The sequence below is a fragment of the Streptomyces kanasensis genome (genome assembly GCF_043077165.1).
Classification (GTDB): Bacteria; Actinomycetota; Actinomycetes; order Streptomycetales; family Streptomycetaceae; genus Streptomyces; species Streptomyces changanensis.
On the sequence record NZ_JBIBSF010000001.1, the window covers coordinates 999,772 to 1,025,391 of the forward strand.

Consider the following 25,620-nt stretch of genomic DNA (forward strand, 5'->3'; position numbering starts at 1 on the left):
CCGGGCTCCCGTGGGCGGGAGGTCAGGGTTCGAGGGTGGTCTCCTCCGCGATGACCCGGGCGGCCACCCGGAAGGCTGAGTTGGCCGCGGGGACGCCGCAGTACACGGCGGTCTGCAGGAGCACCTCGCGGATCTCGGCGGGGGTCAGCCCGTTGCGCAGGGCGGCTCGGGTGTGGAAGGCCAGTTCGTCGAGGTGGCCGCGGGCGGCGAGGGCGGTGAGGGTGACGCAGCTGCGGGTGCGGCGGTCGAGGCCGTCGCGGGTCCACACCTCGCCCCAGGCGTAGCGGGTCACCAGCTCCTGGAAGTCGCCGGTGAAGTCGTCGGCGGCGGCGAGGGCGCGGTCCACGTGGGCGTCGCCGAGCACCTCGCGGCGGACCCGCAGGCCCTCGTCGTACGGGTCGGGGCGGTGGGCGGGCGGCTGCTCCGGGGCGGCGGCCGGCGCGGCGACGGGCTGCGCTGCGGGGACGGCTCCGGGGGCTGCGGCGGGGGCGGGCGTGGAGGCGGCGGTGGCCTGGGGCGGTACGGGGACGGCGGCGAGGGTGTCGTGCCAGGCGCTGGAGAAGTGCCGTACGAGCAGGTCGGTGACGGCGGCCGGCTGTTCGACGGGGGCGAGGTGGGCGGCGCCGGGGACGACCGCGAGCCGGGCGTCGGGGATGCCCGCGACGAGGGTGCGCGCCTCGGCCGGTCCGGTCACCCGGTCGTCGGCGCCGACGAGGACGAGCGTCGGGACGCCGATCCTGCCGAGGTCGGCCCGCACGTCGAAGGCGGCGAGCGCCTCGCACGCGGCGATGTAGCAGCCGGCGTGGGTGGTGCGGACCATCTGCACGGCCCAGTCGACGATGGCGGGCTGGGCGGCGGCGAAGGTCTGGGTGAACCACTGGCCGGGGGCGAGGCGCGCCATCGGCTCCAGCCCGTTGGCTCGGACGACGACCCCGCGCTGCCGGTACTCGTCGGCGGTCGCGAAGCGGGGCGAGGCGGCGACGAGGGCGAGGGAGGCGAGGCGCTGCGGGGCGCGCAGGGCGAGGTCCGCGCCCACGGCGGCGCCGAGGTCGGACCCGGCGTACCCGAAGCGCGCGACGCCGAGGTCGTCGAGGGTGGCGAGCAGCCGGTCGGCGAGCTCACCCACGGAGGAGACGGGTTCGGCGGGGGCGCCCCCGTGCCCCGGCAGGTCGAACCGGACGACGCACCAGCGCGCGGTGAGCTCGGGCGTCTGCCGGTCCCACATGTGCCAGGTGGTCCCGAGGGAGGGCCCGAGGACCAGGACAGGGGCGTCTTCCGGCCCGTCCGAGCGGTATTGCAGGCGTCGCGCAGTCGTCTCACTCACCGGCTCACGCTCCCACATCCCACGCTCTCCCCCACCGACGGGCCCCGGCTCCCGCCGGCCCGCCCCGCATCCCGGCTGCCGGGCGCCGGTCCGCGAGCCCGTCCCGGCGTACCACTTCCCGGTCGTCCTGACGTCGGTGCGCCCCGCCCGCCGGCGGGACGCGAACCGGAACCGGGCTGCCCACGGGGCACGTCCAGCACGTCGCGGGCATCGTACAAGCGGACCCCGCCGCATCGCCCTCCCGGCCGTACTGCGCGGTCCCCCCACCCCCCCCCGGGCCGCCGACGCCGGCGGCGCTCGCGCGCCGGTCCGGTCGAGGGGAGGTGCGCGGGAGCCCCGGCGCCCGCGCGACGGGTTCCCTCGCGTGTCCGGGTGCGGGTCGGGCGGGTCCCGTCCGCCGGCCGGGGGCGCACCCGCGCGGGGGCGTGTGCGTGTCGCGGGGGCTCGCTACAGTGGGCCGTCGCACCGGCGTTCGGCGGCGCGACGGGACGAGGGCAGGGGCGGGGGGCGGAGATGGGCGGACGTGCGCGCCGGACCGTCGCGGGTGCCCTGCCGTCCGTGCTCCTGGCGGCCTGGTCCCTGGTCCTGGTCCTGTTCGGCACGGCCCCGGCCGCCCACGCCGCCGCCGGTCCGGCCGCGCTCCCCACCGCTTCCGCACGCGCCGACGTCGTGCGCCCCGGTGCCCGGCCCGCACCGGAGTCCGCCACCTCGGACGCGGCCTCGGCGAGGACGACGGCCCGGGAGCACACCGTACGGCCGCCCGGTGAGCCGCCGGCCGCGGCCCTGCCCGTGGGCGCGTTCACCCCGGCGCCGCTGCGCGGCGTGGCGGCCTGCGGGCCGCGCCAGGAGCGGGGCCCGCCCCGTGGCACCCACGACCCGCGGTACATCCGCGGCCCTCCGTCCTCCCCGGACAGCTGACGTTTCCACGCGCCCGCCGTCCCGGGAGTCCGCGGCATGCCCGCGACCGGGGACGGTAGGGGCATCCGGCCGTGACGGCCGATGCCCCCCGAGGCGCGCTTCCCCTGCGTCCGCCCGTCCCGGGGCCCGGCCGCCCGCCCCGCAGCGGCGGGCGGCCGGCTCCCGCGGACCGCCCGTGGAGTACTCATGTCATCTCGCCGTGCCACGTTCTGGCGCGCGCTCGTCGCGCTCGCCGTCGTCGGCGTCTCCCTCTACGTCGCCCTCACCACACCCGCCCGCCTCGGACTCGATCTGCGCGGCGGGACCCGCATCGTCCTGGAGACCCGGGACTCGCCCACCGTGCGCGCCGACGCCGCCGCCACCGACCGCGCGCTGGAGGTGCTGCGCCGCCGGGTCGACGGCCTGGGCGTGGCCGAACCGTCGCTCGTCCGCTCCGGGGAACGCCGCATCGTCGTCGAACTCCCCGGAGTGCAGGACCCGCGCCGGGCCGCCGAGGTCATCGGCCGCACCGCGCAACTCACCTTCCACTCCGTCACCGGGGCCACCGCGGGCCCCGCCGGCGGCCCGGCGACGGACGGTTCGCGCGTCCTCGCCGACCCCGACACGCCCGGCGCCCACCTGCGACTGGGCCCGCCGGCCCTGACGGGCGACGGGGTCGAGGACGCCGAGGCGGTGTTCGACACCCGGTCGGGCCTCGGCTGGACGGTCGACCTGACCTTCCGCGGCGGAGCCGCCGACGCCTGGGCGCGGCTCACGGGGGAGGCGGCGTGCGCCGCGCCGTCGGATCCCGCCCGGAGGGTGGCGATGGTCCTCGACGACCGGATCGTCTCCGCGCCCGGGATGCAGAGCAGCGTGGCCTGCCGGGCGGGGATCACCGGTGGCGCGGCCCAGGTCACGGGCGGCTTCTCGGCCGGTGAGGCGCGTGACCTCGCGGCCCTGGTGAAGGGGGGCGCCCTGCCGGTGCCCGTGGCGACCGTCGAGCAGAGCACCGTCGGTCCCACGCTCGGCGCCGAGGCGATCAGGGCCAGCGCGCTCGCCGCGGTCATCGGGCTCGTCTGCACGGGGGTCTTCATCGTCGTCGTGTACCGGCTGCTCGGTCTGCTGGCCGCCCTCGCCCTCGGGCTGTACGGGCTGCTGTCGTACGCCGCCGTCGTCGCGCTCGGCGCGACGCTGACGCTTCCGGGCCTGGCCGGCTTCGTCCTCGCCATCGGCATCGCCGTCGACGCCAACGTCCTCGTCTTCGAGCGAGCCCGGGAGGAGTACACGAGGCCGGGCGCCGGGTCGCGCGGCGCGGCCCGCGACCTGCGGCACCCGCTGCGCACCGGGTTCACGAAGGCGTGGAGCGCGGTCGCCGACTCGAACGTGACGACGCTGCTCGCCGCCGGCCTGCTCTTCGTGTTCGCGACCGGGCCGGTGAAGGGTTTCGGGGTGACCCTCGCGATCGGCGTGCTCGCCTCCATGGTCTCGGCCATGCTGATCACGCGGCTGCTCGCCGAATGGGCGGTGTCCCGGCGGTGTGTCGCCCGGCGGCCCGCCCTCACCGGCATGGCCACCACCGGTCGGCTGCGCGCGCGGCTCGTGCGGCGGCCGCCTCGCTTGATGCGCCACCGGCGGCGCTGGCTGGGCGTCTGCGCCGGTCTGGTGGTGCTCGCCGTGGGCGGGATCGGCGTGCGCGGCCTGGAGTTCGGCGTCGAGTTCACCGGCGGGCGGGTCACGCAGTACACGGCCGAGCGCCCCGTCGACGCGGACGCCGCCCGCGCCGCGGTCGTCGACGCCGGGTTCCCGCACGCGGTGGTGCAGACCACCGGGGACAACGACGTGTCCGTACGCACCCAGGAGACCGGCGAGGACGAGCAGCGGCGCATCCGGGAGGCGCTCACGCGGGTCGCCGGAGCGGTGACCGTCGAGCGCGACGACCGGATCGGCCCCAGCCTCGGCAGCGAACTGCGCACGTACGCGCTCCTCGCCCTCGGGCTGGCGATCGGGGCGCAGCTCCTCTACCTGTCGGTCCGCTTCCGCTGGACGTTCGCGGCGGCTGCGGTGGTGGCGATGGCGCACGACGTGCTGCTGGTGGTGGGCCTCTTCGCCTGGTGGGGCAAGCCCGTGGACAGCGTCTTCCTCGCCGCACTGCTGACGGTCGTCGGGTACTCGGTCAACGACACGGTGGTCGTCCTGGACCGGCTGCGGGAACTGCGCCGTACCGGCACGTCGGCGGGGTGGGCGGAGCTGGCGGACCGGGCGGTGGCGCAGACGATGCCGCGGACGGTGAACACCGGCATGGGCGCGCTGTTCGTCCTGGTCGCCCTGGCGTTCCTGGGTGGGGACTCGCTCACCGACTTCGCCGTGGCGCTGCTGGCGGGAGTCGTGGCGGGCATGGCGTCGACGGTGTTCACCGCGATGCCGGTGACCGTGCTGCTCCAGGAGCGGTTCCCGAAGCGCTCGCGGGACGGGGAACCGTCGGACGGGGACCGTGCGGCGCGGTCCCGCGACCGCCACGGAGCCGTGGTCTGACCCCCGGCCGTCGGCGGGCCGGCCCGGGCCGCCGACGGCCCGCGGGGCGGGCGTCGGCCCCGGGGCCCTGACGGGGTGGGTCCGGTTCCCGCGGGCCCCGACGCACCGGCCCGGCCGTCCGCTACCGCTTCCGCTTCGCGCCGAGCGAGACGAGGTACCGTCCGTCGTCCTCCGGGAGGTTGCGGTGGACGACGTCGGAGAGGGTGCGCGTGCGGCGCAGGATGTCGATCCCCTCGGGGGAGAAGGTGGCCGCGGTGAACAGCCGCGGCGACAGGAGCGGGTTGGTCAGGGCCTCCGAGAACGAGTCGATGCCGATGATCCGCCCGAGCAGGTTGCCGAAGAGGCTGCCGTGGCGGGCGTCCTCGGCGAAGATGCCGACGTACAGGTCCAGTTCGTCGACGCCGCCGTACAGGTCGTGCAGCGCTTCCAGCACCGCCGGGTCCCCCGTCACCTGGCGCAGGTCGGTCGCCCGGGGGAAGCCGAAGTGCTCGCGGTAGTCGTTGTACGGGGCGACCTCCAGCGCGCGGCTCACCTCGACGCTGCGCTCCTCGATGGGCAGGAGCAGGGGGTCGGTGTTGAACAGGCTCATGCGCCCGGCTGGTTGGCGGGACAGGTCGTCGAAGAGGGGCCCCATGCCGCGCTCCTCGATGAGCCGGCCGTTGGCGAGGGTGTGCAGCAGCGGCACGTCCCGACCGCCGATCCGGTACGTGGACGGGACGAGGCTGTGCCAGCGGTACACCAGGCTGAACTCGATCGTCGACCAGTTCTCCCGGTACCAGCTGGACCTGACCGTGCGCCGCGGGTCGAGGCGGAAGCGGAAGTGGAAGGGCGTCAGGTGGTTGATGTACTCCTCCAGCACCAGCCGGATCGTCATCACCACGAGGATGTTGCGGGTGGTCTGGAAGACCCGTTCGTCGTCCCACGTGGGGTGGGCGCGCGTCAGCAGCCCGGCGATCCTGTTGTGCTCGCGGAGGAACAGCACGTTGACGAGCATGGGGCCGAGGTGGGCGTGCGCCCGGTCGCCGCCGGCCGCGAACACGGTGTCGCGCAGCTGCTCCGGGACGTCCTCCCAGCGGACGGGCTTCAGCGCCTCGAACTCCGCCTTGATCCGCCCCTGGTCGCACAGCAGCGGCGGGAACTCGCCGCCGCCCACCGTGCGGCTCTTGAGCCGGCCGCCCTCGAACTCCCGCAGGCACGCCGTCGCCTCCGCGTTCGCGCCGTACAGCTGCACCAGGTCGATGGTGTGAGGGGAGTCGGTGCGCCGGGGGTCGCCGCCCCGGCCGTGCCCGCGCAGGAAGCCGTCGGTGAACCACTGGGCGAAGGCGGGCAGCAGCGCCGTCGAGCGGGCGCAGGCGGCGCCCTCGCCGTCGCGGCGGAAGAGCTCCGCCGCCCGGGCGGGGGCGGGGCGGCCCGGGTGCGGCGCGGTGTCGGGAGGGAGGTGCCGGCCGACGTACGAGCGGTCCGTCAGGGAGGCCCACGAGGTGTAGGGCGCCAGTGTGCTCAGCGGGTTGGGCCGCGGCGGCGCCTTGAGGATGGCGAGGTCCGTCAGTGCGGCGTTGGTCCTGCGGTACAGCCACCGGTTGCCCTGCACGGCCCGCCACAGCGGCTCGTAGTGGGTGAGGACGTGCGCCTCGACGCGGTTGCGCCAGCCGTCCCTGGACGGGTCGCGGCCGTCGCCGGTCCCGGTGCGCGCGCGGCGCGAGCTGGTGGTCATCCGTGCTGGCCCTCTCCTGGTCGTGTCGGTGGGCGGGTGCGTCAGGACGACGCCGTCGCGCCCGCCGTCACGGTGTAGTGCTGGGGGTACGGGGTGCCCGCGTAGTCGAGGTCGCGCACGGCGCCGGGCAGGGGACGGACGCCCGGGCGCAGCAGCACGCGGCGGACCGTCTCCGGGACGATCGCCCGGGCCGGGTACTTGCCCACGCAGTCGTGCGCGCCGTGGCCCAGCACCAGGTTGTGCACGGGCGTGCGGTCCGGCCGGAAGGCGTACGGCTCCTCGACGACCGTCCCGTCGAACATCGCCGACGCCAGGTGCGCGTGGACGACGGTGCCCGGGGCGAGGGGGGTCGCGCGGGGCGTGCCGGCGGCGAGGACGTGGTCGCGGACGCAGAGCCTCGGCGTCGACGGGACGAAGGGGTGGAACCGCAGCGCCTCCCACACGTAGCCGTCGAAGACCGCGGGGTCCTCGTCGGCGGCCGCCCGTTCGGCGCGGGCGAGCTCGTCGGGGCGCGAGGCGAGCTCCTTCAGGGCGGTGGCCGCGCACTGGGCGGCGTTCTGCTGGTAGCCGATCAGGTAACCGACGAGCTGGTGGTTGATCCGCTCGTCGTCCAGCTCGCGGCCCGTGCCGGGTGGGAGGGACGTGCGCAGCATCCGTCCGAGGACGTCGTCCGGGGGCGTCTCGTGCGGCGTCGAGCCGTCCGCCGGCCCCCGCGCGGCCGTGCCCGCGGTGCCCGTGCCCGTGCCCGGCCGGGTTGCCGCGGCGCGGCGGCGGGCGATGACGCCGGCCACGACGTCGTGCAGTTCCTTGCCGGCCGCCACCCCGGAGGCGTGCACCTCCGGGTCCTTCTCCTGGTTGACGAAGACGGCCCGCTGCACCCGCTGGGAGAGGGTGTGCAGGGTCTCCTCGGGGACGTCGGTGAACCCCAGGTACTCCCGGGCGACGCGGGCGGCGACCGGGGCGGCGTACTCCTGGACGTAGTCGAACGTCGTCCGGCCCTCGATGCGCGCCACCGCGACCGCCCGGTCCAGGGCGTCGTCCGCGATCCGGGCGGTCAGGCGGCGCACCGGTGCGACGTCCTCCGCGGGCAGCATCAGCTGGGCGTGGGCGCGGTCGTGCCAGTGGAGGTCGGCGCCGTCCCGGGCGAGCATGAACGGCCCGTGCAGGGCCTCCTCCAGGACCGGCCCGTACACGCCGACGGTGAACACGTCGGGGGTGGACAGCACCTCCATGACGTCGGCCATGCGGGTGACGAAGACGCCGACCGGGGTGGCGAACACCGGCCGCCGCTCGCGCAGTTCGCGCAGGAGGGCGGGGCCGTCGGCCTTCATGCGCCGCCTGAGCAGACCCACGCGCCCCGGGGCGTCGGCCGTCGGGATCGCGTCGTACTCCGCGAGGAACTCCATGGGACCACCCAGACGTGGCAGGGCGACACGAGGGGCCGCCGGCGGACTCCTCCCCATTACGGCACGGGCTCCCGGTGCCCGCACCCGGGCCGCGCTGTCGGTGTGAACCTGCCCGCGGCACACGGGCGCGGCCGCGCGCCGCCGCCCGGCGGGACCGGCGGCGGCGCAGCATGGGGCGGGACCCACCCGGCGCAGACAGGAGGCCGCACAGCATGCTTCGACGAGGCGAACCCCCGGCGCCGGCCACCGGCGACGCCGCCGGGCCGGACGAACCGTCCCCGGGGCCGGACGAACCCTCCCCGGGGCGGGGCGACCCGACCACGGGGCCGGGCGGCCCGACCGCGGCGCCGGGCGGACCGTCCGCCGGGTCCCGGGCCGGCACGGTGCCCGTGTCGGGGGCCGAGTACACGGGCTACCTGGTCGGCATCATCGTGCTGCCCTTCGTCGTGCTCGCCGCCGCACTGCCCTTCGCCTGGGGGTGGGGCGCGAGCGGCCTCGACGTGGCGCTGGGCGTGGTCATGTACGCGGTCTCGATCGCCGGCATCTCCACCGGCTACCACCGGCACTTCACCCACCAGGCGTTCAAGGCGAAGCGCCCCCTGCGCATCGCCCTCGCGCTCGCCGGCGGCATGGCCCTGCAGGGGCCCGTCGCCCTGTGGGTCGCCGAGCACCGCCGCCACCACCAGTACTCCGACCGGCCCGGCGACCCGCACTCGCCCTGGGCGTTCGGCACCGGGCGCCGCGCCCTGCTGCGCGGTCTGTGGCACGCGCAGATCGGCTGGTTCGCGCGGCGGCGGCGCGCGGACCTCGCGCACTACGCGCCCGACGTCCTGGCCGACCCGGACATCGCACGGCTGGACCGCTGGTACTGGCTGACGGTCTCCGTGTCGTTCGCGCTGCCCCCACTGGTCGGCGGCCTGTGGACCCAGTCCTGGGCCGGTGCCGCGACCGCCTTCTTCTGGGGGAGCCTGGTGCGCTACGCCGTCGTCCACCACGTCACCTGGTCGGTCAACTCCATCGCCCACGCCTTCGGCCCACAGCACTACCGCAGCCGGGACCAGTCCCGCGACGTGGGGTGGGTCGCGCTCCTCACGTTCGGCGAGGGTTGGCACAACCTGCACCACGCCGACCCGACCAGCGCCCGGCACGGCGCGCTGCGCGGACAGCCCGACGCGACCGCCGCCCTCATCCGGTTCTTCGAACGCAGGGGGTGGGCCCACGACGTCCGCTGGCCGGACCGGGAGCGGCTCGCCGGCCGGGCGCTGCCCGGCACCGCCCCACGATGGAGTGAACGGTGAGCTCGCCGCGCGTGTCGCGGTCGGCGGCAGTCCCCGCGGCGGGCCCCGGTGGTGGTAGGCAGGGACCGTCCGCACACCGTCCCGCACCGCACCGCGTACCGTCCCGCCCGAACGGGCCCCGCCCCACCCGCGCCGGTGGAGGCGCGGCCCGGCGGGTGGACGGGGAGGCGGGCCGTGCCCGCCCGACACCGGAGGTTCCCCGTTGGGCCCTCGCACGCGCGACGTCGCCGTCACCGGCGTCGGGCTCCTGACTCCGGCGGGGACCTGCCCCGACACGACCTGGGCCACCCTGCTGCGCGGCGTGTCGGTGGCACGCCCCGACCCGGTGCTCGCCGGGCTGCGGACCGACTTCTCCTGCGCGGTGCCCGACTTCGTGGTCCGCACGGCACTCGGGCACGCCACCGCGCGGCGCCTCGACCCGTACGCCCAGATGGCGGTGGTCGCCGCCCGCCAGGCCGTCGGTGACGCCGGCCTGGACCCGGCGCGGTGGCGCGGCGACCGCGTCGCCGTCGTCCTCGGCGTGGGCAGCAACAGCCTGCACTCCTACGAGGAGGCCTTCCGGCTGCTCCGGGAGGACCGCGGCCACCGCGTCTCGCCCTACCAGGTCACCCGCAGCGTGCCGAACATGGCCGCGGCGGAGGTGGCTCTCGACCTCGGGGCGCACGGCGTCAACTTCACCACCAGCAGCGCCTGCGCCTCCGGGGCGACCGCGCTCGGGACGGCCCTGGACCTGCTCCGCGCGGGTCGCTGCGACATCGTGCTGGCCGGGGGCAGCGAGTCGGCGCGCAGCCGGATGACGACCACCTGCTTCGGCCAGATGCGGGCCATGTCCTCGCGCCGCTCCGACCCCGCAACGGCGTCCCGCCCCTTCGACGTGGAACGCGACGGCTTCGTGCCGGGCGAGGGGGCCGCCGTGATGGTGCTGGAGCGCGCCGAGGACGCCCACCGGCGCGGCGCCGCGGTCCGCGGCTACCTCGCCGGTTACGGGGCCAGCGCGGACGCCCACCATCCCGCCGCCCCGCACCCGGAGGCCCGCGGCGCCGAGGCCGCGGTGGTCGCGGCGCTGGAGGACGCCGGCTGCGCCCCGCACGACGTCGACCACGTCAACGCGCACGCCACGTCCACCCCGCTCAACGACGTCACCGAGGCGCGCATGCTGCGCCGCCTCTTCCGGCACGACCCGCCGGTGACGGCGAACAAGAGCGTCATCGGCCACGCCCTGGGCGCGGCCGGCGCCATCGAGGCCGTGCTCACGGTGCTGTCCCTGCAGCACGGCACGATCCCGCCGACGGCCAACCTGACCCGCCAGGAGCCGGGGGCGGAACTGGACGTCGTCACCGCAGCGCCCCGCCGCGTCCCCCGGATGCGGACGGCGGTCAGCACGTCGTTCGGCTTCGGCGGTCAGAACACGGCGCTCGTACTGCGCGCGCCCTGAGGCGGCGGGTGCGGAGCCGGCCGGTCGGCTGACGGGATGCCGGTGCCTCGGGGCTGACGGCTGACGGCTGACGGCTGACGGCTGACGGATCGTCGGGGCTCACCGGCCCGGCCGGGCGGCGGGGCGTCCGGGGCCGGTGGGCGCGGTCGACGGCACGTCAGGGCGGTGGCCCACCGCCGTCAGGCCGTCGACGGGCGCGGCGCGGGGCGGGTGGTGGTGGCGGCGGCGGCGGCGGCGGCGCGATCGTTCCCGGCGCGGGTGGCGTGCCGGTCGAGCAGGACCGCCGCTTCCCGTACGTCCCGCGCGGCCACCCGGCAGCACTCGGCCTGCCGGCGGAGCGTGGGCACGCACCAGTCGGGCACCCCGGGCCGCCCCTCCAGCGCGGCGGCCTGCGCCAGCAGTCGCCGTGCGGCGCCGGCCAGCACGTCCGCGTCGGCACGCAGACGCTCCTCGGGGGCGGGCGGTCCGTCGTCGTGCCGTACGGCGTCCTCGGTCATGCGGTTCCCTCACTCTCCTGACGTCGTTCCCGGCTCCCCGGCTCCCCGGGCCCCGGCCGCTGCCCCCTCACCGGCCCCCGCCCTCAGCGGGGCAGGGGCGCTCCCGCGCCGCGGCGGGCCTGGTAGGCCGGGGCGCTGAGCACGCACAGCGGCCGTGCGCCGTCCAGCCCGAGCGCCCGGACCTGCCGCGCGAGCGGTTCGTCCTCCGCCGCGTGCCCCGGCGCGCAGCGCAGGCGTACCCGGGGCGCGGCGTGGAACCGCTGGCGGCCCGCGCAGTGGACCATCGACCGCAGGGTCGCGTCGGCCGTGCGGCCGTACAGGACGCAGTCGACGTGCGGGGCGGGCACGTACGGGCCGAGGTCGCCGGTGAGCGTGACGAGCGGCCGCCCCGCCTCCGCCCCCGCCGTCGTCGCTCCTCCCGGGGTGGGCGCGGGCGCGGCGAGGACGGCGTGCAGGCGGTTGGCCGTCAGCCGTACGTCGAGCAAGGCCCTGGTGGCGGGCTGGCCCCACACCTCCCGGCTGACCGCCTCGGCCTCCGGGGTGGTGACGGCCAGGGCCGTCACCTGGCGACCGGTGCGGCGGGTGTCGGCGCGGCGCAGCAGCTCGCGCAGCACGTCGTGGGCGCGGGGCCGCCACAGGTCGTTGACGAGGACGGCGAGGCTCAGCTCGTTGTAGGGTCCGACGCTCGCGCAGCGGTGCTCGTACGCGGAGAGCGCCACCAGCACCCGGCGGCCGATCCGGGTGGGGCTCATCCAGGACGTGTCGGACAGCAGGGAGGCCGCGCGCCCGGGCTCCACGGCGAAGACCGCGACGACGGCCGTCGAGTCGTAGTACCGCACCGGCAGCTCCGCCGGTCCCGCCGAGGTGGCCACCGGGGCGACGGGCACCGTCAGCAGCGGGTACCCCTGCGGCGGGTTCGCCCGGTCCTTCAGCTGGTACACCTGGGAGCGCAGTACGGGCCCCCGGTAGGGCGTCAGTGCCTCGTCGATGTCGTGCCGGGCGTCGGGCAGGTCCGCCTCCAGGTTCCCCAGGTACGTGCCGAGGGAGTGGCAGAGCGGGAAGTCGTGGCTGGAGTCGATGTAGTCCACCTCGTACCAGTCGGGGTGCGGGGTGAAGACCGAGCCGGAGCCGGCGCCGCGGCCGTCCAGGGTGGGGACGAGGTCGTGCTGGTTGGTGACGCTCGCCACCCACGTGCGGGGGTCGGCGGGCCGCTTGTTGTCGATGGGGGAACCGACGGCCACCACGTGCGTCACCCGGAAGCGCCGGCAGAATTCGTCGTTCTGCGCCAGGTTCATCAGGGCGATGCCGCCCTCGCTGTGGCCGACGAGCGCGAGGTCGGCGCCGGCGGGCAGCCCGTACTCGTCGATGGCCAGCAGGATCCCGCGCGTGTACGAGGACTCGGGATCGAACAGGTTGCTCCACGCCCCGACGAAGTCCTGCGGCGAGTCGTTGCGGGGCTTGCCCGGGGCCATGCCGGGGGCCTGGAGGACGTGCCGCACGACGCCGTCGGGCCCGCGCACGTCCTGGATCAGGATGCGGCCGTCCGTGCCGAGGGCGTCGATGTTGCGGAGGAAGCCCATGAGCGAACCCTCCGCGGCGAGCGGCCACGGCTCGTCGCCGTCGGGCTCCACCGGTACGGCTGCCCCCTCCCCGGCGTCGAACGCCGCCAGGTGGCGGGCGGAGATCCCGAACCACGGGTCGGCGTGCAGCGCCTCGCCGGTCGCGATCTGCCAGCCCACCTCGTCGTTGAGGGGGTTCTCGTCGAGGAGCGCGCGGATGGCGGAGAGCTCGGCGAAGAGGGGGGCGATCGTGGACATGGCCCGCTCCGCGCCCTTGTCCTTCAGCAGGGCCCGCAGGGCGCGCAGCGCCTCCACGTCCCGGTCGCCGGTGACCGCCTCCATCAGGCGCCGCATGCCCGGGTCCCGTTCCAGTTCGGGGTGGTGGGCCAGGACGGCGCCGGCGCGCAGCCGCAGCGACGTCACGGCGACCCGGTTCGCCAGGCTCTCCCGGCCGCAGACCTCGCCGGCCTGGCCCATCCGCCGCAGGGCCCCGTCACCGGCTCCCAGGGCGAAGCCGAGGCCCGCCCCGTTCGTCAACGCCCGTACGAGCGCCCACTGCGCGGCCACACCCGTCCGGGGGTGGCGCAGGGTCGACCGGGTGAACCCGGACGAGCCGAGCAGCGCGCCGGTCCGCGCGGCGACGCCCCGGACCTCCCGGGCGCTGCGCGACACCTCGAAGGCCGCCTCGCGCAGCAGGCGCGCGGTGTCGGCGGCGGCGGACTCGCCGGGGTGCTCCGCGCCGGCGTGGTGATGGGACCCCATGGCGGCCTCGCAGGGACGTGAACGCCGGGCCGACCGGTTCGGCCCCTCCGGGCCGATCCTGCGGCCTCACGCCCGCCCGCGCATCCCGGGCTGCCGGCGGCGCACCCGTACCGGTCACCCGGGCCCGCGACGGCCAGCGCGAACACCACCGGCCCCGGCCCCGGCCGCCCCCGCGCAGGCCGCCGCCGACTGCCACCCTCAGGCGCGCCGGCCGCGCCCCCGGTCGCCGGTACGGTCGCGGCCGTACCGGCGGCCACGGCCCGCGCGGCGAGCCGCGAGCGCCCCGGTCACCGCCCGCCCCGCCCCCGGGCCGCCGCCGTCACCGCCCGTCACAACCGCCATCAGCTGCCCCGGCGGCCGCCGATCGCGGCCGCGCCACCGGCCGCCACTGCTCACCCCGGGGCGCCGCCGATCACCCCCGGCCGCAGCCACCGCCGATCGCCCACAGTCGCCCGCCGGTCGCGCCCGGGGCTCGGACCAGCCGCGGCAAGGACGACGGCCGGCTCGCCACGCAAGGAGTGGCCGCGCGCACCCGCCGTGATCCGCCGCGCGCCCGTGGTGCCGTCCGTCGCCACCGGCCGCCACTGCTCACCCCGGGCGCCACCGATCGCCCCCCCGGCCGCAGCCACCGCGGGTCGCCGGGGGAAGAGCCGGTACGGGGTGTCCGTCGGACGCCTCGTCAGGCGCCGAGGTCGCGGGTCGCCGTCCGCAGGGCCGACGCGACGGCCCGTGCCTCGTCCTCCGACGGGGAGTCGCCGCCGAGCCGGTCCACGAGGTCCGCACGGGTGAGGAGGACCGCGGCGCCGCGGTACGGCGCGGAGGTGAGGTCGGCGGGCCCGACCACCTGCGCGCGTCCCTCCAGCAGGACGAGCGCCGCCTCGTCGTCGGGCCTTTCCAGCAGCTCACGGACGTGCTTCTCGTCGATCATGCGGGTTCCGCCTCCCTGGTCACTCGGCCGCTCGGGCCGTCCTGGACGACCGGGCCGCCGGGCGGCCCGTGCCGGGATCATCACCCGGCCGGGGCCGACCATGCCTGTCGGGGCGCGCGCCCGGCGGTGGGACGCGGCGCGGGCCCGCCGGGCCGGCGCCCTGCGCCGCAGGTCCGGCCCGGGGGGCGGCGGCCGCGGTGGTCAGGGCCGGTCAGGGGGTGGCGGTGGAGACGACGTACACGCGCGGGGCCGCCGGGTCGGTGAGGTCGACGGTGATGTCGCGGGTGGGGCGGGGGCGGTCCTGCCGGTGGGTGGTGCCGGCCCAGTCGCGGTGGGCGGGGAACGTCCAGTCGACGGTCGCGGCGTCGCGGTCGGCGACGGTGATGTCGCCGGGGGCCAGCTCGGAGCGGCTGGTGCCGACGTCGTCGAGGAAGGCGTCGAGGCCCGCCCCGGTGGTGGTGAACCGGACGTAGAGCCGGCTCGACTTCCAGTTGCTCGTCTCGAAGTAGGCGACCTCCCGGGACCGCGCCGGGATCGGCACCTCGAAGACGCGGCGCTTCATCTTCGACGGCCAGCTGTCCCGGAGGCCGGTGACGGACGACTCGGCCTCCTTGTCGCGGCCGCTGGACCGGCTCTGCTCGGCGGAGATCGCCAGGTAGCCGGCGGGGATGCCGATGAGCAGGACGATGACGAGGGCGGTGTACCAACGGCGGCGGACCGTCTGGCGGTGGGTCTCGCCCGCGGGCGGGGCGGAGCGCCGGGCCGGAGCCCGGTCCCGGGCTCCGGCCCGGTCCTGGGTCCCGTCCCGGTCCTGGACCCGGTCCTGGACCCGGTCCCGGTCGGGGGTCGGGTGGTCGGTGCGGGAGTCGGCGGTGGGGCTCATGCTCCTGGTTCCTCGGTGGTGCTGCGGGAGCGGAGGGTGCGGCCGCCGCCGGGGCGGAGGACCTGCGCGTACCGTTCGTACCGTTCGTAGCGCTCGACGCGGCGCCGGTTGGCGCGGCGGAAGCGGCGGGCGACCAGCCGGGCCAGGTCGGCGGCCCCGACCATACCCGCCTCGGGGCCGAGCTCCGCCTTGGCGACACGGGCCTCGGGGCGGTAGCCGCGGCCCGTGAGGTGGCGGCGGAAGGCGTCCCGGGCCGGGACGATCAGCAGGTCGTCGGCGGCGCTGACGCCGCCTCCGATGACGAAGCAGGACGGGTCGAGGGCTGCGGCGAGGTTGGCGATGCCGACGCCCAGCCACTGGCCGATGTCCTGGAGGAGCTCGACGCACATGGCGTCGCCCTCGCGGGCGAGCTCCGTGATGAGCGGGCCGGTGATGTCGGGGATGTTCCCCTTGACGCGTTCGACGATGTTGTACGCGACGGGCGAGTCGGCGGCGGCCAGTTCCCGCGCCTCGCGGACGAGGGCGTTGCCGGAGCTGTACTGCTCCCAGCAGCCGCGGTTGCCGCACGGGCAGCGGTGGCCGCCGGGGACGACCTGCATGTGGCCGAACTCGCCGGCGACGCCGTACTTGCCCCGCTTGACGCGGCCGTCCTCCAGGATGGCGCCGCCGATGCCGGTCCCGAGGGTGATCATGACGAGGTGCTCCTCGCCCCGGCCGGCGCCGAACCGCCATTCGGCCCACGCCGCGGTGTTGGCGTCGTTGTCGACCATGACCGGGACGGCGAGCCGGGCCTGGAGGGAGTCGCGCAGCGGCTCGTTGCGCCACGCGAGGTGGGGGGCGAACAGGACACGGCTGCGGTCGGCGTCGACCCAGCCGGCGGCGCCGATGCCGACGGCGTGGACGTCGTGCCGGTCGGACAGGTCGAGGACGAGCTCGACGATGGTGTCCTCGACGACCTTGGGGCTCTTGGACTTGTCGGGGGTCTCGGCGCGGACCTTCTCCAGGATGCTGCCGTCGGCGTCCACGACGCCCGCCATCACCTTCGTGCCGCCGATGTCGATGCCGACGGTGGGGACGCGGGGCGCGCTCAGGTGGGAGCGGCGCTCCCGGCTGCCGACGGTGCGCAGGACGGTGCCGCGTTCCGGGACGCGGGGGATGTCGCGGTGCGTGCTCACGGGTCCTGTCGTCCCTGCGGGTCGGTGGGCCGGCCGCGCCGCGGGTCCGGCGGCGGACGGTGCCCGCCGTCCTCGATTCTGCCAGCCGCGGGGGCGCGTTCCAGCTCGTGGCGCAGGGCCTCCAGCTCGCTGCCGCCGGCCATCTGGCGGGTGAGCTCGTCGAGGGTGACCGAGTCCCTGGTGTGGCTGCCGGCCATGACGCCGCGCTTGAGCAGGACGAAGCGGTCGCCGACGAGGTGGGCGTGGTGCGGGTTGTGGGTGATGAGGACCACGCCGAGGCCGGCGTCGCGGGCGGCGGCCACGTACGTGAGGACGACGCCGGACTGCTTCACGCCGAGCGCGGCGGTGGGCTCGTCCAGGACGAGGACCTTGGCGCCGAAGTGGACGGCGCGGGCGATGGCCACGCACTGGCGCTCGCCACCGGAGAGGGTGCCGATGGGCTGGTCGACGTCGCGCAGGTCGATGCCCATGCGCAGCAGCTCGGCGCGGGTGGTCGCGCGCATCCGGGCCACGTCGAGGCGCTTGAAGGGGCCCTTGCCGGTGGTGGGCTCGGAGCCGAGGAAGAAGTTGCGCCAGACCGGCATGAGGGGGACCACGGCGAGGTCCTGGTAGACGGTGGCGATGCCCAGGTCGAGGGCTTCGCGCGGGGAGGAGAGGGCGGTCTCCCGGCCGTCGACGCGCAGGGTGCCGGCGTCGTGGCGGTGCAGCCCGGAGATGATCTTGATGAGGGTGGACTTGCCGGCGCCGTTGTCGCCGAGGACGCAGGTGATCTCCCCGGCGTGGACCTGGAGGGAGACGTCCTGCAGGGCGCGGACGCCGCCGTAGTGCTTGCTGACGCCGTCGAGTTCCACGAGTGCCGTCGTCATGAGGTGGCCTCCGCGCGCTTGCGGACCCAGGCGTTGAGGAGGGTCGCGAGGAGCAGCATCGCTCCGAGGAAGAACTTGAACCAGTCGGGGTTCCACTCGGCGTAGACGATGCCCTTGCTGGTCATGCCGAAGATGAACGCGCCCACGGCGGCGCCGACGGCGGAGCCGTAGCCGCCGGTGATGAGGCAGCCGCCGATGACCGCGGCGATGATGTAGATCAGCTCGTTGCCGACGCCCTCGCCCGACTGGACGACGTCGTAGGAGAAGAGCAGGTGCTGGCCGGAGACCCAGGCGCAGAAGCCGACGCCCATGTAGAGGAGCGTCTTGGTGCGGTGCACGGGGACGCCGACGGCGCGGGCCGCGTCGGCGTTGCCGCCGACCGCGAAGATCCAGTTGCCGAAGCGGGTGCGGAGCAGGATCCAGGTGGCGACGGCGACGAGACCGAGCCACCACAGGATCGTCACCTTGAGGGTGGCGCCGCCGACGGTCGTCTCGGAGGCGAAGAGGGCCCGCGCCGAGTCGAAGCCCTCCATGTCGGCGATGGTCTTGGTGGAGACGGTGCCGCTGACGAGCTTGGTGAGCCCGAGGTTCAGCCCGGTCAGCATCAGGAAGGTGCCGAGCGTGACGATGAAGCTGGGCAGCCGGGTGCGGGTGAGGACGAACCCGTTGAAGCAGCCGACGCCGAGGCTGACCAGCAGGGAGACGGCGACGCCGACCCAGGCGTTGGCGGTCAGCTGGTAGCTGACCATCGACGAGACCAGCGCGGCCGTCGTCACGAGGACGCCCGCGGACAGGTCGAACTCGCCGCCGATCATGAGCAGGGCGACGGGGACGGCCATGATGCCGATCGTCGACGCGGCGTACAGGACGGTGCCGAAGCTGGCGGCGCGCAGGAAGCCGTCGGCGACCACCGCGAAGAAGAGGAAGACGGCGGCGGCGCCGACGACCGAGCCGAGCTCGGGGCGGGCCAGCAGCCTGCGGAGCGGGGAGGCGGGCGTCAGCCGCTCGTCCCGGTCGGGGACGGCGGGCGGTGCGGCGGCGGTCACCGGGTGCCCCGCTCGGTGTACTGCGCGAGGGCGGCGGCGTCCTCGCGCGTGATGATCTGCGGCCCGGTGAGGACGGGGCGGCCGCCGCCGAGGACGTCGGCGTTGTAGCGGTAGAGCCACAGCAGGTCGACGGCCTCGTAGCCCTGGAGGTAGGGCTGCTGGTCGACGGCGAAGCCGAGGTTGCCGTTGCCGAGGCCGGCGGCGACCTTGGCGTTCAGGTCGAAGGTGTCGACCTCGGCGCGGGAACCCGCGGTGCGCTTGGCCTGGACGGCGGCGTCGGCGAACGGCGCGCCGAGGGTGACGACGGCGTCGATCGTGGGGTCGCTCTGCAGCTTGGCCTCGATGGACGCCTGGACGTCGGGCATGTTGGTGCCGTCGACGTGGAGGTTCTGCAGCCGGCCGCCGAAGGTCTCGCGGACGCCGGCGCAGCGCTGCTCGTGGCCGACGTTGCCCTGCTCGTGCAGGACGCACAGGGCCTTCTTGCGGCCGCGCCGGTCCAGTTCGTCGCCGACGGCCTGGCCGGCGACGGTCTCGTCCTGCCCGATGTGGGTGAGGGCGCCGAACGCCTCGGACTGGGCGGAGCCGGAGTTCACCGTGATGACGGGGATGCCGGCGGCGACGGCGCGGGCGACGGACGCCTTGAGCGCGTCGGGCTTGGCGAGGGTGACGATGAGCCCGTCGACCTTCTTGTCGACGTAGGAGTCGACGAGCTGCGCCTGCTGCTGGCCCTCGTCGCTGTGCGCGTAGAGGAAGTCGATGTTGTCCTTCGCCGCGGCCTGGCGGGCGCCCTTCTGCACGATGTCCCAGAAGCTGTCGCCGTCGCCGGAGTGCGTGACCATGGCCACGGTCCAGCGGGGCGTGGTGACGTTCGCCCGGCCCTCGGCGGCCTCCGCGGCCGCCCTGCGCGCGTCCTCGGCGCGCTTGCCGCCCGTGGCGCTGCAGGCCGTGAGGGTCATGCCGAGTGCCGCCACCAACACGGCGGCCACCGCGCGTACTCCTGTCCGAACCCTTGCCACGACCTCGTCGCCCTTCTCGCTGCCCCGTGCGGTCCCTGTCGCTGCCGGACCGGGCGATTCGCCCCTTACCGACTGGCCAAGTATCCGGCATGTCGCCGCCGGGGGTACCCACCGGGGCGCCACCGACCGGGCGGGGCCGGCCGTGCGGGGCCCCGCGGACGCCCCCTGGGGCCCGTCTTTCGGACCAGGCCGGCCGCGAGCCCGGCAGGATCCGAAAGACAGGCCTCAGGGGCGGGCGAGGAGGTGGAGCTCGAAGGAGTGGCGGGAGGCGCAGTAGAGGTGGGAGCCGAGCTCCACCGGGCGGCCGGTGTCGTCGTACGTGGTGCGCTCCATGGTGAGCAGCGGGGCGCCTTCGGCCTCGTCGAGAAGCGCGGCCTCGTGCCGGGTCGCGGTGCGGGCGCCGATGGACTGGTGGGCGCTGTGCAGCGTGACGCCCGCGGCGCGCATCAGCCGGTACAGGCCGGTGGACTCCAGCCGCGCGGCGTCGAGGTCGACCGTCCCGGCGGGGAGGTGGTTGCGGAGCCGGGCCACGGGCTCGCCGCGGGCGCTGCGCAGCCGCTCGACGCGGAGGACGTCGCTGCCCTCGGGTACGTCGAGGGCCGCGGCGGTCCGGGCGTCGGCCGGTTCGAGGCGGTGGTCCAGGACGCGGGTGGTGGGGTGTTGCCCGGCCGCCTGCAGGTCGTCGTAGAGGCTGCTGAGCTCCAGGGGGCGCCTGACCCTGTTGTGCACGACCTGGGTGCCGACGCCCCGGCGGCGGACGAGCAGCCCCTTCTCGACGAGCGCCTGGATCGCCTGGCGGACGGTGGGGCGGGAGAGACCGAGCCGGTCGGCCAGGTCGATCTCGTTGCCGAGGAGGCTGCCCGGGGTGAGCGCGCCGGTCGCGATGGCGGCCTCCAGCTGCCGCGAGAGCTGGAAGTAGAGCGGGACGGGGCTGGTGTGGTCCACGCTGAGCGGCAGTGCGGCGGCGGGGCCTGTCCGGTCGCTGGGCTGCTTGGGCACGGGGGGAGCGTAACCGCGTCCCCTGGTGGCGGGAAGTGGCCTGCGGTCGTGCGCTCCGGGGTCGGACACGTGCTTGACATGCCGGTTCCGGCGTGACCCACTTTGGGACATGCGTATCGGATTGATCGGAACCGGTCGTATCGGCACGTTCCACGCGAACGTGCTGAGTCGGCATGCGCGAGTGGGCGGTCTGGTCCTCACCGACGTGGACGCCGAGCGGGCCGGGCGACTCGCCCGCGCGGTCGGCGCCACGGTCGCGCCCTCGGTCGACGAGATCTTCAGCTGGGGGGTGGACGCCGTGGTGATCACCTCCGCGACCTCCGCCCACGCCGACCTCCTCACCCGCGCCGCCCGCGCGGGACTGCCCGCCTTCTGCGAGAAGCCGATCGCCGCGGACCTGCCGTCCACGCTCCGCGCCCTGCGCGCGGTGACGGCCGCGGGCACCCCGCTCCAGCTGGGCTTCATGCGCCGTTTCGACGCCGGGTACACGACGGCCCGGGAGGCGGTGCGCGCCGGGCGCCTGGGTCGGCTCCACACGGTGCGCGCCGTCACCTCCGACCCGGCCCCGCCGCCCGCCGCGTACCTGCCGCTCTCGGGCGGCCTGTTCCGCGACTGCCTCGTCCACGACTTCGACATGGTCCGCTGGGTGACCGGCCGGGAGGTGGTCGAGGTGTACGCCGCCGCGTCCGACGCCGGCCCGGCGCTCTTCCGGGAGGCGGGCGACGTCGACACGGCGGCCGCGCTGCTCACCCTCGACGACGGCACCCTGGCGACGGCGACCGCCACCCGGTGCAACGGCGCCGGGTACGACGTGCGCATGGAGCTCGCCGGGGAGCTCGACCAGCTCGCCGTGGGCCTGGACGACCGTACGCCGATCACCTCGGCCGAGCCGTCGGGGCCACCCGCCGCCACCCGCCCGTGGACGGGTTTCCTGGAGCGGTTCGCCCCGGCGTACGAGGCGGAGCTGGACGCCTTCGTCCGCTTCGTGCTGGGCGAGCGGGACAACCCCTGCGACGGCCGGCAGGCGCTGGAGGCGCTGCGCGTCGCCGAGGCGTGCGAGCTGTCGCGCCGGGAGCGCCGGGCCGTACGGCTGGCGGAGGTCCCCGACCTCGAACCGGCGGCCTGAGCGCGGCGCGCCCGGCCGGGGCGCGGGGTCGCGGCACGCGGCGGGCCGGTGAGGCGGACGGGATACGCGGAGCGGGCGCCGGGCTACGCGGAGGCGGGCCGGGGCGGCGGCTGACGGTCGTCGGCTTCGCGGTGCCGGCCGTCATGGACGGGTACGGCACGGCGCGGCGGCAGGGGCGCCGCCGCGGGTCACTCCCCCACGCCGAAGGTGCCGAAGGTGGCGGGGCCGGTGGGGCGGTACGTCTGGATGGTGGCGCCGGTCCCCGTCGTGCGGTGGCCGGTCAGCTCGAAGGCGGTGGGCGTACCGCCCGCGGGGAAGAGTCGGCGGCCGCTGCCGAGGAAGACGGGGAAGACGAGCAGGTTGAGCCGGTCGAGGAGGCCGTGGGCGATGAGGCCCTGGGCGAGGCGGGCGCTGCCGTGGACCTGGACCTCGCGCCCGGGGCCCTCCTTGAGCCGGGTGACCGCCTCGACGAGGTCGCCCTCGACGAGCCGGGAGCCGTGCCAGTCGACCCGGTCGAGGGTCCGGGAGACGACGTGCTTGGGCAGGGTGTTGAGGCGGCTCGCGATCGGGTCGTCCGGGTCGGTGACCTGCGGCCAGTACCCGGCGAAGATCTCGTAGGTGCGCCGGCCGAGGAGGAAGGCGTCGGCGCGGTCGAAGACCTCGACCATGAACCGGCCCATGTCCTCGTCCGCGAAGGGGACGAGCCAGCCGCCGTGGTCGAAGCCGTCGGAGGGGTCCTCCTCGCGACCTCCCGGCGCCTGCATGACGCCGTCGAGGGAGAGGAAGGCGGTGAGGGTGAGCTGAGCCATGGCGCGCGCCTTTCGTGGGGTCCGTCACCAGCTCAGACCGGCGCGGCGCCCGGAAGTCATCGGCGCGCGGCGACCGGGCCCGCGTGTCCCACCGACGGAGCAGTGCCCGCCTCGAGCGCCCCGCTCGTAGCGTCGCCGCCCGCAGCGCGGCCCGCCAGGGCGGGCGCGGGCGGGCGGCGAGACCCACGGGGCTACGGGACCGGCGGACCGGCGGATCGGCGGGACCGGCGGGACAGCGAAAGCGGCGGGGGCAGCGGAACCGGCGGTACCAGTGGGACAGGCAGGACCTACGGGGCGGCGCGCCCACAGCAGCTGCGGAGACAGCGGGAGCGGCGGGGCAGCGGGAGCAGCGCGGCAGCGGGGACCACGGGAGCGGCGCGTCCGACGGGACAGGCGAGACGTGCAGAAGCGGCGGGGCAGGCGGGGCGACAGGGCGGCGAGACCCACGGGGCCTGCGGAGGCGGCGGGGGCGGCGGGGGCGGTGAGACCCACGGGGCCTGCGGGGACGGCAGGGGCCACGAGCCCCATGGGGCGGCACGACAAACAGCGGTTGCGGAGGCAGCGGGGACTACGGGCCGAGCGAGACCCACGGGGCTGCGGGGACGGCAGGGGCGGCGAGACCCACGGGGCCTGCGGGGACCGACGGGACCGGTGGGGCAGCGAGACCAGAGGGCCGCCAGCGGGCCCGCGGGGCCGTGGGATGCGCCGGGGGGCCTGGGCGGCCGGTGTTGTCGGGTCGGGCGGGGCTGTCGGGTCGGGCGGGGCGGCCGGTGCTGTCGGGTCGGCCGCCCCGCCCGCACGGGCAGGTGTCGTCGCTGCCCGGGCCGGGGGCGGTCAGCCCCCGAGCTCCTGGTGACGGGCGGTGAGGCGCTTGGCGCCCTCCTCCGTCAGGGACCCGAAGAGGCGCAGGCGGGAGATGCCGCCGTCGGGGTAGATGTCGATGCGGACGTGCGTGCCGACGGCCGGCGCGGGGAGCACGAAGCGGTGGTTCGTGTCGGGCTGGAGCCGGGTCCGGGGCAGGACCTCGGTCCACTCCCCACCGTCACCGTCGCCACCCCCGTCCCCGCCGTCGCGCACCGAGAGCGCGGCCCAGCCCGCGCTGTTGCCCTTGAGGTACGCGGTGTCGATCTCGACGGCGCGGATTTCGGCCCGTTCGGCGAGCCGGTAGCGGATCCAGTCGTTGCCCCGGTCGCGGCGGCGGCGGGTCTCCCAGCCGTCGTCCATCTTCTGCGAGCGGCCGGGCTGGATGGTGTTGGTGGCCGGCGAGTAGAAGCGGTCGGAGGCGTCCTCGACGGTGCCGCCGTTCTCCAGGGCGGCGACGTCGAAGGTGCCGAGCGCGGCCAGCCACGCCGGGTCGGGCGCCACCTCGCCGTACACGCGGAGCCGGGCGATGCCCCCGTCGGGGTGCTGGTTGACGCGCAGGTGCGTGAAGCGGCGCTGGACGTCGACGGCGAAGCCGTTCGCCGCGTGCCCGCCGACGGCCGTGCGCGGGACGAGGGTGGTCCACTCGACGTCGGGGCCGAGGAGCTCCCCGGGGGACGGCGAGCCCGGTACGGAGGCGCCCTCGACGGAGACGGCCTGGGGGTAGTTGCCGCGGAAGTGGGCGGTGTCGACGACGATGCCGCGGACCACTCCGGCCGCGCCGAGCCGTACCAGCGCCCAGTCGTGGTCGTCGGCGGTGGGGTGGGGCAGGTCGGCGGAGACGCCGCGCCGGCGGCGGGTCTCCCAGCCGTCCATGACCTTGCCCTTGTGGCCGAAGTGCTCGGGGTCGAACTCGGCGGGGCCGGGCTTGAGGAGGTTCTCGCGCTCGGCGAAGAACTCGTCGTTGGCGGCGACGACACCGGCGCCGAGCCGGCGGTCGGCGAGGTCGACGAGGTCGGCGAAGGGCAGGTCGGCGGTGCGGTAGTCGGCGTACGGGTCACCGCCGCCGTAGGGGCTGGCGTCGCCGGTGTGGCGGGGTATGCCGGTGTCGGTCACGGGATTCACTTGTTCCTTTCGAGCAGTCGCCCGCTCGGCTCGGCGGGGTTGCCGCGCTCGGCGATGCGTACGCCGCGCAGCCAGGTGGAGGTGACGACGCCGTGCAGGGTGCGGCCCGCGTAGGCGGTGACGCGGTTGCGGTGGTGCAGCCGCGCCGGGTCGACGGTGAAGGTCTCGTCCGGGGCGAGGACCGCGAAGTCGGCGTCGCGGCCGGGTGCGATGGCGCCCTTGCGGTCCAGTCCGGCCAGCGCGGCGGGGGCGGTGGACATCCACCGCGCGACGTCGTCGAGGGTGTGCCCGCGGCGGCGGGCCTCGGTCCAGACGGCGGGCAACCCCAGCTGGAGGGAGGAGATGCCGCCCCAGGCGGTGGAGAAGTCGGGGGTCTTCAGGTCGGCGGTGGACGGCGAGTGGTCGGAGACGACGCAGTCGATGACGCCGTCGGCCAGACCCTGCCACAGGGCGTCCTGGTTGGCGGCCTCGCGGATGGGCGGGCAGCACTTGAACTCGGTGGCGCCGTCGGGCACCTCCTCGGCCGTGAGGGTGAGGAAGTGCGGGCACGTCTCGACGGTGACGCGCACGCCCTCGTCGCGGGCGGCGGCCAGGAGCGGCAGCGCGTCGGCGGAGGACAGGTGCAGGACGTGGACGCGGGCGTCGAGCCGGCGGGCCTGCGCGACGAGGTTCTCGACGGCCGTGTTCTCGGCGTCGCGGGGCCGCGAGGCGAGGAAGTCGGCGTACCGGGCGGAGCCGCGCTGCGGGGCGGCGTCGAGGTGGTGCGGGTCCTCGGCGTGGACGATCATCAGGCCGCCGAAGCCGGCGACCTCGGCGAGGGAGGTGGCGAGCTGGTCCTGGTCGAGCTGCGGGAACTCGTCCACGCCCGACGGCGACAGGAAGCACTTGAAGCCGAAGACGCCCGCGTCGTGCAGCGGCCGCAGGTCCTTGACGTTGTCCGGGAGGGCACCGCCCCAGAAGCCGACGTCGACGTGGGCCTTGGGTCGGGCCACGTCCTGCTTGACGCACAGGTTCTCCACGGTCGTCGTGGGCGGCAGCGAGTTCAGCGGCATGTCGAGCAGGGTGGTGATGCCGCCGGCCGCCGCGGCCCGGGTGGCGGTCCAGAACCCCTCCCACTCGGTGCGGCCGGGGTCGTTCACGTGGACGTGGGTGTCGACCAGGCCGGGGAGGACCACGTCGTCGCCGACGTCCTCCAGGCGCGCCCCGGCGGGCGGCTCGGTGTCGTACGGCAGGACCGCCGTGATGGTGCCGCCGGCCACGGCGATGGCCGCGGCGCGCGTGCCGTCGGGGGTGACGACCCGCGTCGAGCGCAGCACCAGGTCCACGTCCGGTTTCACGTCCACACTCTCCCCAATCCCGATG

20 protein-coding genes are annotated in these 25,620 nt (G+C 76.0%); 5 read left to right on the top strand and 15 right to left on the bottom strand.

The genetic code is table 11. From position 1 onward, the window contains the following. Nucleotides 1-22 precede the first annotated feature (22 nt). On the bottom strand, nucleotides 23-1,324 hold the full coding sequence (pcaDC, locus tag ACF053_RS04380) for a bifunctional 3-oxoadipate enol-lactonase/4-carboxymuconolactone decarboxylase PcaDC (RefSeq protein ID WP_391952415.1): 1,302 nt from the start codon (nucleotides 1,322-1,324) through the stop codon (nucleotides 23-25). A gap of 513 nt (nucleotides 1,325-1,837) precedes the next feature. On the opposite strand from pcaDC, the gene ACF053_RS04385 reads away from it, so the two are divergent. Beyond that, the gene (locus ACF053_RS04385; protein WP_391952416.1) at nucleotides 1,838-2,242 is read left to right on the top strand and encodes a hypothetical protein; all 405 of its coding nucleotides are present in this window, start codon (nucleotides 1,838-1,840) and stop codon (nucleotides 2,240-2,242) included. Nucleotides 2,243-2,428: 186 nt separating this feature from the next. Then, the gene (gene secD / locus ACF053_RS04390; RefSeq protein WP_391952417.1) at nucleotides 2,429-4,753 is read left to right on the top strand and encodes a protein translocase subunit SecD; all 2,325 of its coding nucleotides are present in this window, start codon (nucleotides 2,429-2,431) and stop codon (nucleotides 4,751-4,753) included. 121 nt (nucleotides 4,754-4,874) lie between these two features. On the opposite strand, the gene ACF053_RS04395 is transcribed toward secD, so the two are convergent. Then, nucleotides 4,875-6,467 (bottom strand): peroxidase family protein, encoded by a 1,593-nt coding sequence (locus ACF053_RS04395; RefSeq protein ID WP_391952418.1) that lies wholly within the window; start codon nucleotides 6,465-6,467, stop codon nucleotides 4,875-4,877. 41 nt (nucleotides 6,468-6,508) lie between these two features. Beyond that, complete coding sequence (locus ACF053_RS04400) at nucleotides 6,509-7,873, bottom strand: hypothetical protein (protein WP_391952419.1); 1,365 nt, start codon at nucleotides 7,871-7,873, stop codon at nucleotides 6,509-6,511. A gap of 212 nt (nucleotides 7,874-8,085) precedes the next feature. Here ACF053_RS04400 and ACF053_RS04405 point away from each other — a divergent pair, with 212 nt between their 5' ends. Both ACF053_RS04405 and ACF053_RS04410 read left to right on the top strand, forming a co-directional pair. Next, a complete protein-coding gene (locus ACF053_RS04405; RefSeq protein WP_391952420.1) occupies nucleotides 8,086-9,171 on the top strand; it encodes an acyl-CoA desaturase in 1,086 nt (361 codons plus the stop codon). 202 nt (nucleotides 9,172-9,373) lie between these two features. Next, nucleotides 9,374-10,606, top strand: coding sequence for a beta-ketoacyl-[acyl-carrier-protein] synthase family protein (locus ACF053_RS04410; protein ID WP_391952421.1), 1,233 nt, complete (start codon nucleotides 9,374-9,376; stop codon nucleotides 10,604-10,606). A 179-nt stretch (nucleotides 10,607-10,785) separates the two neighbouring features. Here ACF053_RS04410 and ACF053_RS04415 read toward each other — a convergent pair whose 3' ends face one another. From ACF053_RS04415 to ACF053_RS04455, 9 genes are all read right to left on the bottom strand, one after another. Further along, the gene (locus ACF053_RS04415) at nucleotides 10,786-11,103 is read right to left on the bottom strand and encodes a hypothetical protein (RefSeq protein ID WP_391952422.1); all 318 of its coding nucleotides are present in this window, start codon (nucleotides 11,101-11,103) and stop codon (nucleotides 10,786-10,788) included. Between the two features lie 83 nt (nucleotides 11,104-11,186). Beyond that, nucleotides 11,187-13,424, bottom strand: a complete 2,238-nt coding sequence (locus tag ACF053_RS04420; RefSeq protein WP_391952423.1) for a hypothetical protein — start codon at nucleotides 13,422-13,424, stop codon at nucleotides 11,187-11,189. A gap of 679 nt (nucleotides 13,425-14,103) precedes the next feature. Next, complete coding sequence (locus ACF053_RS04425) at nucleotides 14,104-14,352, bottom strand: hypothetical protein (RefSeq protein WP_391952424.1); 249 nt, start codon at nucleotides 14,350-14,352, stop codon at nucleotides 14,104-14,106. Nucleotides 14,353-14,563: 211 nt separating this feature from the next. Next, complete coding sequence (locus tag ACF053_RS04430) at nucleotides 14,564-15,040, bottom strand: hypothetical protein (RefSeq protein WP_391952637.1); 477 nt, start codon at nucleotides 15,038-15,040, stop codon at nucleotides 14,564-14,566. Nucleotides 15,041-15,231: 191 nt separating this feature from the next. Next, a complete protein-coding gene (locus tag ACF053_RS04435) occupies nucleotides 15,232-16,410 on the bottom strand; it encodes an ROK family glucokinase (RefSeq protein ID WP_391952425.1) in 1,179 nt (392 codons plus the stop codon). Beyond that, nucleotides 16,407-17,276: an ATP-binding cassette domain-containing protein gene (locus ACF053_RS04440; RefSeq protein WP_058940210.1), complete on the bottom strand. Its 870-nt coding sequence runs from the start codon at nucleotides 17,274-17,276 to the stop codon at nucleotides 16,407-16,409. Before ACF053_RS04440 ends, ACF053_RS04435 begins: the two co-directional genes overlap by 4 nt. Then, the gene (locus tag ACF053_RS04445; protein WP_391952426.1) at nucleotides 17,273-18,322 is read right to left on the bottom strand and encodes an ABC transporter permease; all 1,050 of its coding nucleotides are present in this window, start codon (nucleotides 18,320-18,322) and stop codon (nucleotides 17,273-17,275) included. Before ACF053_RS04445 ends, ACF053_RS04440 begins: the two co-directional genes overlap by 4 nt. After that, nucleotides 18,319-19,338: a sugar ABC transporter substrate-binding protein gene (locus tag ACF053_RS04450; protein ID WP_391952427.1), complete on the bottom strand. Its 1,020-nt coding sequence runs from the start codon at nucleotides 19,336-19,338 to the stop codon at nucleotides 18,319-18,321. Before ACF053_RS04450 ends, ACF053_RS04445 begins: the two co-directional genes overlap by 4 nt. 225 nt (nucleotides 19,339-19,563) lie before the next feature. Further along, nucleotides 19,564-20,283: a GntR family transcriptional regulator gene (locus ACF053_RS04455; protein WP_391952638.1), complete on the bottom strand. Its 720-nt coding sequence runs from the start codon at nucleotides 20,281-20,283 to the stop codon at nucleotides 19,564-19,566. 163 nt (nucleotides 20,284-20,446) lie between these two features. On the opposite strand from ACF053_RS04455, the gene ACF053_RS04460 reads away from it, so the two are divergent. Then, nucleotides 20,447-21,463 (top strand): Gfo/Idh/MocA family protein, encoded by a 1,017-nt coding sequence (locus ACF053_RS04460; RefSeq protein ID WP_391952428.1) that lies wholly within the window; start codon nucleotides 20,447-20,449, stop codon nucleotides 21,461-21,463. 188 nt (nucleotides 21,464-21,651) lie between these two features. On the opposite strand, the gene ACF053_RS04465 is transcribed toward ACF053_RS04460, so the two are convergent. From ACF053_RS04465 to allB, 3 genes are all read right to left on the bottom strand, one after another. Then, complete coding sequence (locus ACF053_RS04465; RefSeq protein WP_391952429.1) at nucleotides 21,652-22,272, bottom strand: dihydrofolate reductase family protein; 621 nt, start codon at nucleotides 22,270-22,272, stop codon at nucleotides 21,652-21,654. An 834-nt stretch (nucleotides 22,273-23,106) separates the two neighbouring features. Then, nucleotides 23,107-24,249, bottom strand: a complete 1,143-nt coding sequence (alc, locus tag ACF053_RS04470) for an allantoicase (protein ID WP_391952639.1) — start codon at nucleotides 24,247-24,249, stop codon at nucleotides 23,107-23,109. Between the two features lie 5 nt (nucleotides 24,250-24,254). Further along, complete coding sequence (gene allB / locus ACF053_RS04475; protein WP_391952430.1) at nucleotides 24,255-25,595, bottom strand: allantoinase AllB; 1,341 nt, start codon at nucleotides 25,593-25,595, stop codon at nucleotides 24,255-24,257. Nucleotides 25,596-25,620: the final 25 nt, after the last annotated feature.

Bases quoted from the DNA above. Each gene is read 5' to 3' on its own strand.
- ACF053_RS04405 (WP_391952420.1), top strand. From the start codon at position 8,086: ATGCTTCGACGAGGCGAACCCCCGGCGCCGGCCACCGGCGACGCCGCC.
- ACF053_RS04465 (WP_391952429.1), bottom strand. From the start codon at position 22,272: ATGGCTCAGCTCACCCTCACCGCCTTCCTCTCCCTCGACGGCGTCATG.
- ACF053_RS04425 (WP_391952424.1), bottom strand. From the start codon at position 14,352: ATGATCGACGAGAAGCACGTCCGTGAGCTGCTGGAAAGGCCCGACGAC.
- ACF053_RS04415 (WP_391952422.1), bottom strand. From the start codon at position 11,103: ATGACCGAGGACGCCGTACGGCACGACGACGGACCGCCCGCCCCCGAG.
- ACF053_RS04395 (WP_391952418.1), bottom strand. From the start codon at position 6,467: ATGACCACCAGCTCGCGCCGCGCGCGCACCGGGACCGGCGACGGCCGC.
- ACF053_RS04385 (WP_391952416.1), top strand. From the start codon at position 1,838: ATGGGCGGACGTGCGCGCCGGACCGTCGCGGGTGCCCTGCCGTCCGTG.
- ACF053_RS04440 (WP_058940210.1), bottom strand. From the start codon at position 17,276: ATGACGACGGCACTCGTGGAACTCGACGGCGTCAGCAAGCACTACGGC.
- ACF053_RS04400 (WP_391952419.1), bottom strand. From the start codon at position 7,873: ATGGAGTTCCTCGCGGAGTACGACGCGATCCCGACGGCCGACGCCCCG.
- ACF053_RS04420 (WP_391952423.1), bottom strand. From the start codon at position 13,424: ATGGGGTCCCATCACCACGCCGGCGCGGAGCACCCCGGCGAGTCCGCC.
- ACF053_RS04460 (WP_391952428.1), top strand. From the start codon at position 20,447: ATGCGTATCGGATTGATCGGAACCGGTCGTATCGGCACGTTCCACGCG.
- secD (WP_391952417.1), top strand. From the start codon at position 2,429: ATGTCATCTCGCCGTGCCACGTTCTGGCGCGCGCTCGTCGCGCTCGCC.